The organism is Shewanella khirikhana (assembly GCF_003957745.1).
GTDB lineage: Bacteria > Pseudomonadota > Gammaproteobacteria > Enterobacterales > Shewanellaceae > Shewanella > Shewanella khirikhana.
In genome coordinates this window covers 3285660-3299311 of record NZ_CP020373.1, presented here as the reverse complement: position 1 = coordinate 3299311, position 13652 = coordinate 3285660, and the positions used below count along the sequence as shown (strand labels likewise).

16 protein-coding genes are annotated in these 13652 nt (G+C 57.2%); 3 read left to right on the top strand and 13 right to left on the bottom strand.

Annotation, left to right across the window (positions count from 1 at the left end; all coding sequences use genetic code 11):
• Positions 1–26: 26 nt before the first annotated feature.
• Complete coding sequence (locus STH12_RS14415; protein ID WP_126168181.1) at positions 27–980, bottom strand: L-threonylcarbamoyladenylate synthase; 954 nt, start codon at positions 978–980, stop codon at positions 27–29.
• A gap of 231 nt (positions 981–1211) precedes the next feature.
• On the opposite strand from STH12_RS14415, the gene mltA reads away from it, so the two are divergent.
• A complete protein-coding gene (gene mltA, locus STH12_RS14410; RefSeq protein WP_126168180.1) occupies positions 1212–2324 on the top strand; it encodes a murein transglycosylase A in 1113 nt (370 codons plus the stop codon).
• Position 2325: 1 nt separating this feature from the next.
• On the opposite strand, the gene STH12_RS14405 is transcribed toward mltA, so the two are convergent.
• Positions 2326–2712 (bottom strand): TonB-dependent receptor, encoded by a 387-nt coding sequence (locus tag STH12_RS14405; protein WP_126168179.1) that lies wholly within the window; start codon positions 2710–2712, stop codon positions 2326–2328.
• Positions 2713–2899: 187 nt separating this feature from the next.
• On the opposite strand from STH12_RS14405, the gene STH12_RS14400 reads away from it, so the two are divergent.
• A complete protein-coding gene (locus tag STH12_RS14400; protein WP_126168178.1) occupies positions 2900–3241 on the top strand; it encodes a hypothetical protein in 342 nt (113 codons plus the stop codon).
• A 24-nt stretch (positions 3242–3265) separates the two neighbouring features.
• Here STH12_RS14400 and STH12_RS14395 read toward each other — a convergent pair whose 3' ends face one another.
• On the bottom strand, positions 3266–3889 hold the full coding sequence (locus STH12_RS14395) for a LysE/ArgO family amino acid transporter (RefSeq protein WP_126168177.1): 624 nt from the start codon (positions 3887–3889) through the stop codon (positions 3266–3268).
• Positions 3890–4031: 142 nt separating this feature from the next.
• Here STH12_RS14395 and STH12_RS14390 point away from each other — a divergent pair, with 142 nt between their 5' ends.
• Entirely contained in the window at positions 4032–4931 is a 900-nt protein-coding gene (locus tag STH12_RS14390; protein WP_126168176.1) for a LysR family transcriptional regulator ArgP, read from the top strand.
• Positions 4932–5009: 78 nt separating this feature from the next.
• On the opposite strand, the gene STH12_RS14385 is transcribed toward STH12_RS14390, so the two are convergent.
• From STH12_RS14385 to STH12_RS14340, 10 genes are all read right to left on the bottom strand, one after another.
• A complete protein-coding gene (locus tag STH12_RS14385) occupies positions 5010–5441 on the bottom strand; it encodes a nitrate reductase cytochrome c-type subunit (RefSeq protein ID WP_126168175.1) in 432 nt (143 codons plus the stop codon).
• Complete coding sequence (gene napH / locus STH12_RS14380) at positions 5438–6349, bottom strand: quinol dehydrogenase ferredoxin subunit NapH (protein WP_126168174.1); 912 nt, start codon at positions 6347–6349, stop codon at positions 5438–5440. Before napH ends, STH12_RS14385 begins: the two co-directional genes overlap by 4 nt.
• Entirely contained in the window at positions 6346–7068 is a 723-nt protein-coding gene (gene napG / locus STH12_RS14375) for a ferredoxin-type protein NapG (protein WP_126168173.1), read from the bottom strand. Before napG ends, napH begins: the two co-directional genes overlap by 4 nt.
• Positions 7069–7111: 43 nt before the next feature.
• On the bottom strand, positions 7112–9595 hold the full coding sequence (gene napA, locus STH12_RS14370) for a nitrate reductase catalytic subunit NapA (protein WP_126168172.1): 2484 nt from the start codon (positions 9593–9595) through the stop codon (positions 7112–7114).
• On the bottom strand, positions 9592–9861 hold the full coding sequence (locus tag STH12_RS14365) for a chaperone NapD (RefSeq protein WP_126168171.1): 270 nt from the start codon (positions 9859–9861) through the stop codon (positions 9592–9594). Before STH12_RS14365 ends, napA begins: the two co-directional genes overlap by 4 nt.
• A 363-nt stretch (positions 9862–10224) precedes the next feature.
• Positions 10225–11850: a DUF7305 domain-containing protein gene (locus tag STH12_RS14360; protein ID WP_218567752.1), complete on the bottom strand. Its 1626-nt coding sequence runs from the start codon at positions 11848–11850 to the stop codon at positions 10225–10227.
• Positions 11851–11868: 18 nt separating this feature from the next.
• The gene (locus STH12_RS14355; protein ID WP_126168170.1) at positions 11869–12393 is read right to left on the bottom strand and encodes a PilW family protein; all 525 of its coding nucleotides are present in this window, start codon (positions 12391–12393) and stop codon (positions 11869–11871) included.
• Positions 12390–12770 carry a type IV pilus modification PilV family protein gene (locus STH12_RS14350; protein ID WP_126168169.1) on the bottom strand — a complete coding sequence of 127 codons (381 nt, stop codon included), beginning with the start codon at positions 12768–12770 and terminating at the stop codon, positions 12390–12392. Before STH12_RS14350 ends, STH12_RS14355 begins: the two co-directional genes overlap by 4 nt.
• Positions 12767–13201, bottom strand: a complete 435-nt coding sequence (locus STH12_RS14345) for a GspH/FimT family pseudopilin (RefSeq protein ID WP_126168168.1) — start codon at positions 13199–13201, stop codon at positions 12767–12769. The genes STH12_RS14350 and STH12_RS14345 overlap by 4 nt, the downstream gene beginning before the upstream one ends.
• A gap of 4 nt (positions 13202–13205) precedes the next feature.
• Positions 13206–13616 carry a type IV pilin protein gene (locus tag STH12_RS14340; RefSeq protein ID WP_174234571.1) on the bottom strand — a complete coding sequence of 137 codons (411 nt, stop codon included), beginning with the start codon at positions 13614–13616 and terminating at the stop codon, positions 13206–13208.
• Between the last annotated feature and the right edge of the window lie 36 nt (positions 13617–13652).

Genomic DNA, 13652 nt, shown 5'->3' with positions numbered 1-13652 from the left:
GGGCCGAAAGGCCCCTTTGTATTGGTTCAGGATGAGAGCGGCTTGGCCGCCCGCTCAAGACGGTTATGTACCGCCTGCCACTCAGGCCCTTTTGGTGGCTCGGCAATATAAATGGCACTTAAGGCGTCATGGTCGAGGCGATACAGAGCATCGTAGAGCCCCTGGGCATAGAGGTCGGGATTGGCACCAAGCTCAATGACTTTGCCCGAGACGGGGACAGCATTGCCGCAGAAAATCCAGCCGATATCGCTGGCCTGATACAGATGGCTGACATCAGTGTCTGCGCCGTAGCGAAAGCAGGGCAAACCGGGAGAATAATGCTTATGGTGCTGCCCGGGGGCCACCACGCCGCCGCTTTGCTGCACGACAGCCTTGCCGAGTACGGCTTCCAGGCTCGCCACAGACACCATTCCGGGGCGCAGCAATCTGGGTTCGTCACCGGGCAGCAGCGCCACTATGGTGGATTCCAGCCCAACTTCACAGTTGCCGCCTTCGAGAATAAGCAGCTCATCCCCGGCAAACTGGCGCGCCACATGGTCGCTGCTGGTGGGGCTGATGGACATGTATTTGTTGGCGGATGGCGCCACCAGGGCGCGACCAAACTCTTCGAGCAAGGCCAAAGCCTGGGGATGAGCCGGTACTCGTAACGCGACTGTATCCTGCCCAGCGGTGACGGCGCGGGAAACATTCGCTTTTGCCGGTAATACCAGGGTCAGCGGCCCCGGCCAAAAGGCGGCCATCAGCGCCTCGGCGTCCGGGCCTGCTTCTGCGGCCCAGTCGTGTACCCAGCTGGTTTCGGCAAGATGGACAATCAATGGATTGGTCGCCGGGCGGCCTTTTAAGGCAAATACCCGGGCCACAGCTTCTTCGTTGCTGGCATCTGCCGCCAGGCCATACACAGTCTCTGTGGGCATAGCCACCAGCTCACCCCGATTAAGGGTGGCGACGGCGAGGGAAATTTGGTCAGTGATTTGCGCCATAGGCACCTCTGTAAAACTGGCCGCGTATGGTAAAAATTTGACCAGTCCCAGTCAAGCCAAAACCGGCCTCAATGCTGCAGCTGGCGTGAATAATTCCACCGCTGGCATTGGTCGCTTGCAGCAGGACTCCCCAACGGGCCTCAGTCGCCGGAAGGAGCTTGCCTAAATGGCTTTGCCTTTGGATGGGATTTTTGGCATGGTGCAGCCATATTTGCAGGTTTGGAGTCCAAGGTGAAAAACGCCCCGCTTAAGTTCCTCAGTTGTTTCATGCTCGCTGCCCTTATCAGTGCCTGTGCGAGCCAACCCGATCGGGAGCTTGGCAAGCGCTATCTGGATGGCGAACTGGCTGCGCCGCTGAATTGGGTTGGCGCAGTGCAATCGGATGCAAACCGCAATTACACCACCTTTGCCGGCCAAAGCAGCCTGGTGCTCGAGCGCTCTCCGAGACTCGCGGCCAGATACGCCCCCGTGTATCAGCAGTTGTCACAGTGGCTTGAAAGTGGCGGCGATCCTGTGTCTCTCGGTAACTTTGGCATTGAAGCGGCGCAGCTTGGCGGCGCCGACAATCAGGGCCATGTGCTTTTTACCGGTTATTTCTCTCCGGTGCTGGAGGTGCGTCATACGCCGGATGAGCGCTTTCAATATCCGCTTTACGGCGTGCCCGAGTGCGTAAAACAAAAGACGCCCTGCCCAAACCGTGAAGCCATTTTGCAGGGGGCTCTGGCCGGTCAGGGGCTGGAGCTTGCCTACAGCGACAGCCTTATCGATACCTTTTTAATGGAGGTGCAGGGCTCAGGCTTTGTGCATTATGGCGACGATAACAGCCTGGAATACCTGGGTTTTGGTGGTAAAAATGGCCATGCGTATCGCAGCATCGGCAAGGTGCTGATTGAAGCGGGCGAAGTGCCTCGGGAGCAAATGTCGCTCAAGGCCATCAAGGATTGGGCCGACACCAACCCCAGGGAGATGGTCATCCCTGTGCTGGCGCAAAACCCCTCCTACGTGTTTTTCCAAAATCGCCCCAATCTGGATGTGCTGGGCAGCGCCGGTATTCCGCTGCTGCCAATGGCGGCAGTAGCAGCCGATAAGCGTTTGTTGCCCATGGGCACGCCGCTGCTGGCTGAAGTACCGCTGCTTGATGCCGACGGCAATTGGACTGGCAAACACGAGCTTAGGCTGCTGATAGCCCTGGATACAGGCGGCGCCGTCGATGGCGGGCACCTTGACCTTTACCACGGCATGGGCAGCGATGCCGGGCTGGCTGCGGGCCATTACAAGCACTTCGGCCGGGTATGGCGCCTTGGCCTTGGCGCCGGTTCGAGTCTGAGTATCGGCAGCCGCTGAGTTAATCCGGCCCGGGCGTGGCTGGCGCCCTGATAAACAGTACCAGCATCAGCACCATGCCAAGCAATAACATCAGCGATGAGATGGCCAGCACGGGGTCAATGGTTTCCACTGCTATATGCTGGCCATAGAGTAAAAACAGCCCAAGTGACATCATAAGCACTCCCACTTGATGCAGCCAAAACTGCGCCTGTACCAGGGCGCCAGATGCTCCCGGCAGCCACAACTTGTGGCACAGGCCATAGATAAAGGACACCACGAAGCCTGCCAGCATGATATGGGCGTGGCTGACCCTGTGGCCGTGGTCGCCTGACTTGGCCATGTAGATGCCAAGGCACATGCCGATAATGGCGTAAGCCAGTGCTGTGATAATGAATTTTCTGTCCATTGCCTGTGTCTGCGAAAGGGTTTCTGCAAGTATAGTTGTGCTGGAGGCTGGCTGCCTTGTAGGAACAAACAGCTGCAACCAGCTCTGGTGAAGACTTAGGCTGTGAAGACTTGCGTTTGGTAGCGATGAAAGTCCAAACAGCGGATGAAATCAGTGCTGGTTTGCAAAGCAAGCTAAGGAGAGGTTTGTGAATAAAATCAAAGCGTCGCTGCTTGCGACTGACTTGGCGCCCTGGCGGAAGAAGGGAATATTTTTCGCCACTCTGCTGTTGAGTCTGTTTCCTTTCGTTATCAGCTATCAGGCCGCGCTGCCGGAGTGGCAACAGGGGCTGTGGCAACTGCGTCATTTTCTGGCTATCGCCGCCCTACAGGCGCTGGCGCAGGTGTCTATCGGCTGGTATCTACTGAAAAAGCCGCTGCCCAATTATGTGATCGGCGGCTTTCTTGTCATGCTGCTGTCGTTTCAGCTGACCTATGGCATCACAGTGGTGTTGCTGTCGGTGATGGAGCAGGCGCGGGCTGCGCCCTGACGCCGCTCAGCATCGCTTTTTCGGTTACAGCAGCGCCATCAGATAAGGCCACAGCAGCGCGCTGGCAATGGCGTACATGGTCACAAAGATAAAGCGGTCCAGATAACGCCAGGCAGCAGGTTTGGCAAACATAGGAGCCATCAGTCTGGCGCCAAAACTCAAGGTAAAGAACCACACAAACGAGGCCAGTACCGCGCCTGCACCAAACCACTGGCGGTCGGGGCCGGAAAACTGGGTGCTGATGGAGCCCAGCAACACCACGGTATCCAGGTACAGGTGTGGATTCAAAAAGCTGATGGCAAGGGTGGTCATCAGCGCAGCCTTGAGGCTGCCCGCGCCTGTGGCCTTGGACAAATCCATTTCCTTATCGCTGAAGGAGGCCTTCAGAGCATTGGTGCCGTACCAAATCAAGAAGGCGGCACCGCCCAGGCTGGCAGCGTGTTTCAGCATCGGAAACGCCAGCACCAGCGACCCCAGTCCGGCCACGCCGGCGGCAATCATCAGCGCATCTATGATGGAGCAGGTCAGGGCAATGGGCAGACTGTGGGCGCGCATGATCCCCTGCTTGAGTACAAAGGCGTTTTGGGCGCCAACGGCGATGATCAGGCTGGCGCCTATGGCCAGCCCCTGAACGAATGCGGTTTCCACTGGGTTTTCCTCGGTTTTGTAGCAATTGAGCGCAGCTTATCCAAGAAAAAATAATTAAGATAACTAATGTTTTTTATGGGATATTAGTAACTCTTATGATGTTCTGCGTCTGTTAACAGGTGCTGGCGATTGAGGGGAAAGCATGCTGGATTACACCAATTTAAAGGCGCTGGCGGCAGTGGTGGAGGCCGGTGGTTTTGAGCGTGCCGCCAAGGTGCTCTGTATCACCCAATCGGCGGTATCACAGCGTATCCGCCAGCTCGAGGAACGTATCGGTCAGTCGCTGCTTATTCGCTCTGTGCCGGTTACGCCAACCCCAGCTGGTAAGCGGCTTTTACGCCACTACCGGCAGGTGGCACTGCTTGAGAGTGAACTCGGCAGCGAGCTTAATGCCGAAGATCCGGGCAAGCCGACCCAGATTGCCATTGCAGTCAATGCCGATAGCCTCGCCACCTGGTTTCTACCGGCGTTAAGTCCGCTGTTTGCCCGCTATGGCTGGCTAATGAAGCTGATTGTGGATGACGAGTCTTACACCCATAACCTGTTGAAAAATGGCGATGCGGTGGGCTGCGTGACCACCACCGCTGAGCCCATGGCGGGCTGCTCCAGTGAATTTTTAGGGGTGATGCATTATCGCTGTGTGGCCACGCCAGACTTTGTGGCGCGCTTTTTCGCCGACGGCCTCACCACCGAGGCCCTGAGTCAGGCTCCAGCGGTGATTTTCTCCACCAAGGACAGGCTGCACGATCGCTTTCTTTCGAGCTATTTCTCCATGCCTGTCAATGGTTTTTATCAGCATACTGTGCCCTCGTCGGAAGGTTTTCTGGATGCCATAGTGCAGCACCTGGGCTATGGGCTGGTGGGACATCTGCAGGCTGACAAACTGATTGGAGCAGGTACTTTGGTTGACCTTTGCCCCGGGCTTGGCATGGATGTGGCCCTTTACTGGCAGCATTGGAATATCAAGGCCAAGCACACCACCATTATCTACCGGGCGTTGGCCGCGGCCGCGCGCCAAAGCCTCAGGCAGCAGGACATCTGAGTACCTTCCTTCCTGCATCATTGAATTGGCAGAAAAAAGCCCCGCGATTGCGGGGCTTTGCATTCATGGCAACAGCACTTATTTGGTGCTGAAGGTGTTTTCCACCAGTTCGGTCTTGTTGTCGGCCTGGGCCACGTGGCACTGGGTGCAGAAGTAGTTCTGACCATTGAGGGTGCCCTTGGCATCCACAGTGTGTGACTTGGCTACCGGGGTGGCCTTCATCCGCGGTGCTTTTTCCCAGCTGTGACAGTTCATACAGCCATTTTTATTTAAGCTGATGGCGTAGTCATCCTTGTGGGGAATAAGCGGTGGCTGCTCTATGTAGTTACGCTCGATGGCGGTGCCACGCTTGGGGTAGGTGGGCAGCGCATCGGCCGGGCGCACATCGGTAAGCTCAGCATTTCCCGCCAGCGACTGGATGTTCACCGGCTCATTATTTACGGGGGCATTCTGGCCGCTGCAACCGGCGATGGCGACAAACAGCGCAGCTAAGGTGAGTACTTTTTTCATTGTTCGTTCTCCGCCTTCTTGGCAATTCGGTGGCTTTTCTCTAAAGGTTTATCCTGGGATGTAAATCGGTTCTGGTACTGGAATACGCGTTTGGCACACACATCGATGCAGCGGCCGCACTGGGTGCAATCGCTGTCTGTGATGATTGGGCTTGGGCCCTTGAGGGCGGGTTTGAGCACCTGACGCTCGGGGCAGACCACGAAGCAATCCATGCAGTTGTTGCAGTCTTTGGCATTCACCGCGGTCATCTTCACCGGGCTCAGCTTACCCAGCAGGGCAAACAGGGCGCCGCTGGGGCACAGGTGCGAGCACCACATCCGCTCGACCAGCAACAAGTCGGCAAGGAAGATGGCGACAAGCAGCCCAAGCCCGGCACCTGCACCAAACAGCACGGCGCGGTAAAGCACGGGCACTGGGTTGAGCCACTCCCAGGCGGCCACGCCTGTGACCACAGGCAACAGCAGTACCAGCGCCAACATAAAGTAGCGCAGCTGGCGCGGCAGCTCCGGGGTCCTTGGCAGGGCAAAGCGTCTGCGAAGATATGCCGCCAGATCCGTCACCATATTCACCGGGCACACCCAGCTGCAGAACACCCGTCCCCCCATCAGCGCATAAAACAGGCCGATAACGGCCGCGCCAATCAGCAGGCTGGCCTCGGGCACATGGCCAGAGGTAAGCAGCTGCAGTGTGACCAGTGGATCGGCCATGGGGATGGTATCGAGCAGCAAGCTGGATGAGAGGTTGCCCTTGAGCAGCCACAGTCCCCACAGGGGGCCGATGGCAAACAGCGCCAGCACCGTCAGCTGAGAGGCGCGGCGCAAAAGCAAAAAGCGATGCGCCTTCCACCAACCCAGCTCGCGGATGGCATCCTCGGCAAAGCGAGCCTTGTTTACCTTGGCTGTGCTCATAGTTCAAACCCCTTATTCAGCATCTCCAGGGTTGTGTTTTCGGTGTCGATATAGGTGTCATGATCGGCGGTTTTGCCCATGGCGATATGGGGTGGCAATACCTTGATGGCTGCCTCGTCCAACACGCAGGCATGTTCACACTTGCCGCAGCCGGTACAGGCGTCCGGATGCACAACAGGGATAAACATGGCGTGATGGCCGCTGCGCTCGTTGCGGGAGCGCTCAAGGGTGATGGCAGTGTCAATCAGCGGGCAAACCCGGTAACAGACATCGCATCTGAGCCCCTTGAAGTTCAGGCAGTTTTTCTCATCAATCAGTACCGCTATACCCATTTTTGCCTGGTCGATGTCGGTGAGCTGTGGCTCAAGGGCGCCGCTGGGGCAGGCCTTGATGCAGGGAATATCATCACACATCTCACAGGGCACCTTGCGGGCCTCGAACCAGGGCGTACCTGTGGGCGCCTGTTCAAACCAGCGGGCGAGCTTCAAGGTATCGTAGGGGCAGGCCTCGACACACAAACCACAGCGGACGCAGGCCGACAGAAAATCCTGTTCGGCCAGTGCTCCCGGTGGCCGGATGGCCTGGGGACCCAGTGGCTGAGATTTGGCGACTGTGGCAATGCCGCCCCCGGCCAGAGCAACAGCGCAGGACAGCCGGGCAGTCGTCGCCAGAAACTGGCGCCGGTTAATGCCTTTGGTCTTACTCTGTTGTCTGGTCATGATAGTGCTCTCCCGTTCACGGCCTTGGCGTATTCCGGCCCTATCAGGCCTTCATCACCTTCACCGGACACTTCTTGAAGTCTGTCTCTTTTGACAGCGGATCGGTGGCGTCCAGCAGCAGCTTGTTTACCAGCTGACGGGCGTCGAAGAAGGGCATAAACACCACGCCACGGGGTGGCTTGTTGCGGCCCTTGGTTTCGACACGGGTCTTCACTTCACCCCTGGGTGAGGCCACAATCACCTCGTCGCCACGGTTCAGGCCACGGGCCTTGGCATCCTCTGGGTGCATAAAGATCTGCGCGTCAGGGTAGGCGCGATACAGCTCAGGTACCCGGGCGGTCATGGAGGCGGTGTGCCAGTGTTCCAGTACCCGGCCTGTGCTCATCCACAGATCGTATTCTTCGTTCGGCTCTTCTGCGGCAGGCTCGTAAGGCAGGGCGAAAATCACCGCTTTGCCATCAGGCTTACCATAGAAATTGTAGCCCTCACCGGCCTTCACATAGGGGTCAGCCCCCTCAACGAAGCGGCGCAGGGTTTCTTTGCCATCCACCACGGGCCAGCGCAGACCGCGGGTTGGGTGGTAGTCGTCGAAGGACGCCAGATCGTGGGCCTTGCCACGACCGAAGGTGGCGTATTCTTCGAAGATGCCTTTTTGTACATAAAAGCCGAAGTGCTCGGATTCATCGTTCAGCTCGCCCTTGCAGTCGGAGCTTGGGAACTTGTCGATAACGCCGTTGGCAAACAGCACCTGATACAGGCTCTTGCCGGCGTATTCTGGCTTCTTGGCCAGCAGCTCGGCAGGCCAGACTTCATCCACGGTGAAACGCTTGGCAAATTCCAGCAACTGCCACAGGTCAGACTTGGCGCCTTCCGGAGCCTTCACCTGCTGGTGCCACATATGGGTACGGCGCTCGGCGTTACCGTAGGCACCTTCTTTTTCCACCCACATGGCGGTGGGCAGAATCAGGTCGGCGGCCATGGCGGTAACCGTTGGGTAAGGGTCTGATACCACGATGAAGTTTTCTGGGTTACGGAAGCCCGGATAGATTTCATCGTTGATGTTGGGGCCAGCCTGCATATTGTTGGTACACATGGTCCAGTAGCAGTTCAGCTTGCCATCTTTGAGCATCCGGCTTTGCAGTACGGCGTGGAAGCCGGGCTTGGGCGGAATAGTGCCTTCAGGCAGCTGCCAGATTTTCTCTGTAACGGCGCGATGCTTATCGTTGGCCACCACCATGTCGGCCGGCAAACGGTGGGCAAAGGTACCCACTTCACGGGCGGTACCACAGGCCGATGGCTGGCCGGTGAGTGAGAAGGGGCTGTTGCCGGGAGTAGCGATTTTGCCGGTCAGCAGGTGGATGTTGTAGATCATGTTGTTGGTCCACACACCGCGGGTATGCTGGTTAACACCCATGGTCCACAGGCTCATTACCTTGACGCTTGGGTCGGCATAGGCCTTGGCCAGTTCGACCAGGCGCTCTGGTGCTACACCACTCATTTCGCTGGCGTATTCCAGGGTATAGGTGCTGACAAACTTGGCGTATTCGTCGAAGGAGATTGGTGTGGACTTGCCGTTGCCGGGGTTCTTGGCCTTTTTCTCCAGCGGGTGGTCAGGGCGCAGGCCATAACCTATGTCGGTTACGCCGAGGGCAAACTTGGTGTGCTTGCTGACGAAGTCTTTGTTTACGGCCTTGTTCTGTATGATGTAGTTGGCGATAAAGTTCAGGATCACCATGTCCGTTTGCGGACGGAACACCATGGGGTTATCGGCCAAATCGAAGGAGCGGTTCTCGAAGGTAGAGAGCACATGCACCTTGCCGGTTGGGTTGCTCAGGCGGCGGTCAGAGAGACGCGCCCACAGGATGGGGTGCATCTCGGCCATGTTGGCGCCCCAGAGCACAAAGTGATCGGCGGCTTCGAGGTCGTCATAACAGCCCATGGGCTCGTCGATACCGAAGGTGCGCATAAAGGCGCCCACGGCCGAGGCCATGCAGTGACGGGCATTGGGGTCGATGTTGTTGGTGAGGAAACCGGCCTTGTGCAGCTTGGCGGCGGCATAGCCTTCCCAGATGGTCCACTGACCCGAGCCGAACATGCCTACTGAAGTGGGGCCCTTGGCCTTGAGGCTGGCTTTCCACTTGTCGGCCATGGTGTCCAGCGCCACATCCCAGCTTACCGGGGTGAATTCGCCGTTCTTGTCGTACTTGCCGTCTTTCATCCGCAGCAGTGGCGTGTCCAGACGGTCTTTGCCGTACATGATCTTCGACAGGAAGTAGCCCTTGATACAGTTCAGGCCCTTGTTGACCGGGCTTTCTGGATCCCCCTTGGTGGCAACCACTTTGCCGTCCCGGGTGCCAACCAGCACCGAACAGCCCACGCCGCAGAAACGGCAGGGGGCCTTGTCCCATTTGATGTTGTCTTTCTGCTCAGCGGCTTCAACCACTTTCACTGGCAGCGTGACACCCACGGCCGTTGCCGCGGCCACGGCGGCATTGGCTTTTAGAAACTCGCGACGGCTTATGCTCATGGTGTTTCCTCACTCACTTGTTGTTCTTGCTCTGACTGGTGATAGATCAGACTGCTGGATAGCACCCCGTTAAGGGCGTTGATGGCCTCGACATTGTCGAGAATGGCTCGCTGGGTGGACCCTTCCAGGGTCACCACCAACTTGCCTTCGGGACTGGTGGCATGAACCTCGGCGCCGGGCAGGATTTCAATGGCCCTGGCGATGGTATTGGCCTGGCTGGGGGCGGCATGCACCACCAGACTGGTGACGTGATATTCCTGTGTCATGACATTAGCTCACTTGAACCTGGCTCATGGAAACTGACCCCGCAGGGTCAATAGGATAGCTTCGAGTCTAGACCCTGCTATTTTTGTGGGTATACCCACTAGGAGGTATCGGAAGGGTTTGTAGACCCAGATCATGTTTTTGAGCGTGATCTGCTTCTCAGTTTGAAATTTAACCAGGCATGCAGACAAACCGAGCTATTGCAGGGGCTCGCCATTGGACTTAAACGAGCCTTAAAAATGAAGGGCTTAAATGAAAGTGATTCTTGTTTGGTTATTGCTTTGTAGGTAGTAAGGAGTGGTTTGATAACAAAAAAGGCCCCGAAGGGCCTTATTGAAACTTTGGCAATCAAGCCAGCCATTGGCTTATAGCCATAGCCAATCCCGCAGTGCCAGCACCGGCGGTTTACCGTGGTCTTCACCCAGGTCGGCCAGGCCCAGGGCTTCATCATAGTGGATGCCGCTGCCGCCGGAGGCGGAAATGGTTTTGCCGCGCACGGCACCATAGAGGGCGCCGCTGCCGGAGAGTTTGACATCGGTCAGCGGGGCGTACATGGCGGCGTAAATTGGCGTTGAGCCACTGATGGTGATGCCATCGGCGCCATCGTAGGCAGAATAGAGCGACATGGCGATTTTGCCGTTGTCACGAATACCTTCTTTTTTCGCCGTGACCTTGGCACCCGCGCCCAGACTGACTTTGCCGCCCACTATGATGGTCAGGCTTGAGTCCTCGGCAATATTCAGCTTGTTGTCGCCGGCCATACTGAAGTCGCCGTCGACAATCAGTGTTACGTCGCCGCCGCTGATATTGATAATGCCGTTTGAGCTCATATTCAGACTGTCGAAGCGATACACAGGCGCCTTGTCGCCGAGCACATCGGCTTTTCTCGGGGTCATGGGCGGAATAGGGCCGCCGCCTTTACCTTTGCCATTGCCTGTGTTTTCGTGGCTGGAACCCAGTGGCGTTAAGTCGAGTACATCATTGGCCGCCACGGCAAGAGGGCCTTCGTTGAAGGTGCCTGCTAATTTAGCCATCACCTGTGGCATGTTAATGGGGTCGCAGCTGCTGGTGGCCACCTCGGGCACATTTGGGTTGACCCTGTGATCCGCACCTTCAAAGACTTTGTCTTCGTTGTCGCGGAAGGTGCCCTGGCCACCATAGAGCAGTTCACCACTGCTTATCTCGGTACTCCAGTCCATCAAGGCATTGCCATTGGTATGTACCGAGCCCGAGACTATGCCGCCATTGAGGCTGAAGTCGCCACCATTGCGAATATTGCCATCGACCCTGAGGCCAGAGCCCGAGGAAATAATGACATCGCCGCTGGCATGCACATTGCCACTGACCGGCGAGGAGCCTTTCAGACTGACATCGCCGGTGGCGCGCACGTTGCCCTCGATGGGGGAGTGGCCATCGAGGATGACATCTGCGTTGGCCGAGATGGTGCCCACGTTGGCGTTGCGGCCTTTATTGTTGTCGCCGTAGGCGCCTTTGCCTGAGTCATAACTGTCTATGGTGCCACTGCCTTTGAGGCTGATCCCTTCACAGGCCACTACGGCATCCTCGTAGATTTCATTGCCGGGAATAGCCTGCAGTGCAAAGGCCACGTTCAGCCCGGCGGCGCCCTCCAGATGATGGCCACGGCTCGCCAGCATCAACAGCCCCGGTGCCGGAATACGATGATTACGGGTTTCAAAGTGGCTGCCACGTACCTTACCGTTGGCACGGCCGGGGAGCGCGTCTTTGAGGTTTTCCAGCGTGCTCTTGGGGTGGGTTCTCAACCTGGCTTTAAGGCGGTTGTAACTCTCGTACATGCCTTGCTCGGCGGTGTAACGGGCGTTTAGCTGCTTTTGAAAGTTACCGGCCAGACGCTCCTGCACCAGGTTGTCTTTCAGGTTGGTGACCACTAATAAAGTCGCCATGATGCTGAACACCAGCACTACCAGCAGTACAGCGCCTCGCTGGCGGGAGGCTTGGGCGTGAATGCGCATGTTAACTCCTTCCCTGGGTTAAGGTGCACTGACCGCGGCTTGCCAGATTGGCTTGCGCATCGCGATGTCGATTTGGGTGGTTTGCAGATGTTCCGGTGCGCCTGAAGGGCTTAAGGTGACAGATACCAGGGCGCCGCTGCGGCTAAAGCGCAAGTCGATGATTTGGCTCATCAACAGCTGCTCGCCGCTGCCGTCATCGCAGTAGAGGTTGGGCGCTTCGAAGCGGTAGGTTTCGCTGAAGTCTGCCGTCATCTGGTTATCGAGGCAACTTTGGGTTTCCTGCCCCGGGCCTACCTTTATTTCCAGGCCAAGCTGGGTCTGGGTGATGGCGGTAATGGCATCGGCATGGCGAATGCTGCGGCCCAGATGCAATGTCACCAGACGCAAACTTTCACTCGCGCTCTCAAGCCGCTTGCTCTCGGCAACTGTGGCCTTGAGTGGGGTGTAAAGGTTGATGACCGCCAGGCTTATCAGCAGCCCCAGCACCATGGCCACCATGAGTTCGGTCAGGGTCATGCCCCGCATGGAATGAAGGCGCATCATTGGCAGAACTCCGGAAAAGTCAGATTGAGGCTGACACTGTTGCCGTCTTCAATGCGGCTGTCCTGCCAGTTGACCTCAACCGCCATTTGGTTGGCAAAGGCATCGGGCAAAACCAGATTGAAACGGCCACCGGGCTGGAGCGATGCGCGGTAGGCGGCATCGGTAAATGCGGCCGGATTTTGCTGAAACTCACAGGCCTTAAGCCACAGCCGTTCGGAAACGTTCTGGGCATGAATACTCGCCTGGGTGTAATAAAAGCCGTTATTGGCGTGCTTCAGCGATTGCAGCTGCGCCTTGCCAAGCCCCAGCAGCGCGACCACTGAAATCACCAGCGACACCATAACTTCGGTCAGGGTAAAGCCCTGTTGAGTTTTCATGGGCAGTTCCCTCCACCCAGCAGGCTTTGGCCACTGCGTAAAATGCACAGACGCAGATCCCGGTCACTGTTGGCCAGCAGGATATCGGCGGCGGTGGTGGTGCCAAGCGGTGAGATAGCCATATCCGCAAGGCCCTCGATGGTGACACCTGTGTCGGGGGCGGCAATCAGCCTGAGTTCGGTTAAATCTGCCGCCAACACCTTGATGCTGAGGTCGTTTTGTACGGCCATCGCCACAGTTTCACCGCGCTTGATGGCTTCGGAGCGGGCAAACTTGAATCCCGATTGCAGCCGGTTGGCACTGGCGGTAAGACGCTCGCTTTGTACCAGCTTGTTATAAGAGGGCAGGGCGATGGCGGCCAGAATGCCAATCATGGCGATCACCACCATGAGTTCAACCAGACTTAAGCCTGTTACTTTGTTATTTTTCACTGGGTTACTCCCAGCAGCCAGTTTTGGAAGCGCCTTCTGTGCCTTTCTGATCCAGTGTCAGGGCACCGCAACCGTCATTTTGGTGGCTGCTTGGGGTGGCTTTCAGCACAAAACTCTGTCCGTCCACCTGGGTGTAGGAGTAGGTGTAAAACTTGTCGCTGGGCAGGGGCGCCAGGGTGTCTGGATAAACGCCTTCACGGGAGAAGTTGCGCTCCAGTGTATGGGACAGACTGACCAGCTGCTGCTGGGCATCGAAGCGGCGGCCCTTTTTCAAATGTTCCTGATACGACGGCAGGGCAATGGCGGCAATAATGCCGACAATGGCCACTACTATCATCAGTTCTATAAGGGTAAAGCCTTGTTGTGCTGCGGGGATGTCAGGGTGCTTCCTTGCATACTCAGGGGTAATTGACATGTAGATTGTATCCCGTTGTTTGTTTGTGATTTTCTT

Coding starts and splice junctions, on each gene's coding strand:
- STH12_RS14415 (WP_126168181.1), bottom strand. CDS start 980: ATGGCGCAAATCACTGACCAAATTTCCCTCGCCGTCGCCACCCTTAAT.
- STH12_RS14405 (WP_126168179.1), bottom strand. CDS start 2,712: ATGGACAGAAAATTCATTATCACAGCACTGGCTTACGCCATTATCGGC.
- STH12_RS14390 (WP_126168176.1), top strand. CDS start 4,032: ATGCTGGATTACACCAATTTAAAGGCGCTGGCGGCAGTGGTGGAGGCC.
- STH12_RS14385 (WP_126168175.1), bottom strand. CDS start 5,441: ATGAAAAAAGTACTCACCTTAGCTGCGCTGTTTGTCGCCATCGCCGGT.
- napH (WP_126168174.1), bottom strand. CDS start 6,349: ATGAGCACAGCCAAGGTAAACAAGGCTCGCTTTGCCGAGGATGCCATC.
- napG (WP_126168173.1), bottom strand. CDS start 7,068: ATGACCAGACAACAGAGTAAGACCAAAGGCATTAACCGGCGCCAGTTT.
- napA (WP_126168172.1), bottom strand. CDS start 9,595: ATGAGCATAAGCCGTCGCGAGTTTCTAAAAGCCAATGCCGCCGTGGCC.
- STH12_RS14365 (WP_126168171.1), bottom strand. CDS start 9,861: ATGACACAGGAATATCACGTCACCAGTCTGGTGGTGCATGCCGCCCCC.
- STH12_RS14360 (WP_218567752.1), bottom strand. CDS start 11,850: ATGCGCATTCACGCCCAAGCCTCCCGCCAGCGAGGCGCTGTACTGCTG.
- STH12_RS14355 (WP_126168170.1), bottom strand. CDS start 12,393: ATGATGCGCCTTCATTCCATGCGGGGCATGACCCTGACCGAACTCATG.
- STH12_RS14350 (WP_126168169.1), bottom strand. CDS start 12,770: ATGAAAACTCAACAGGGCTTTACCCTGACCGAAGTTATGGTGTCGCTG.
- STH12_RS14340 (WP_174234571.1), bottom strand. CDS start 13,616: ATGTCAATTACCCCTGAGTATGCAAGGAAGCACCCTGACATCCCCGCA.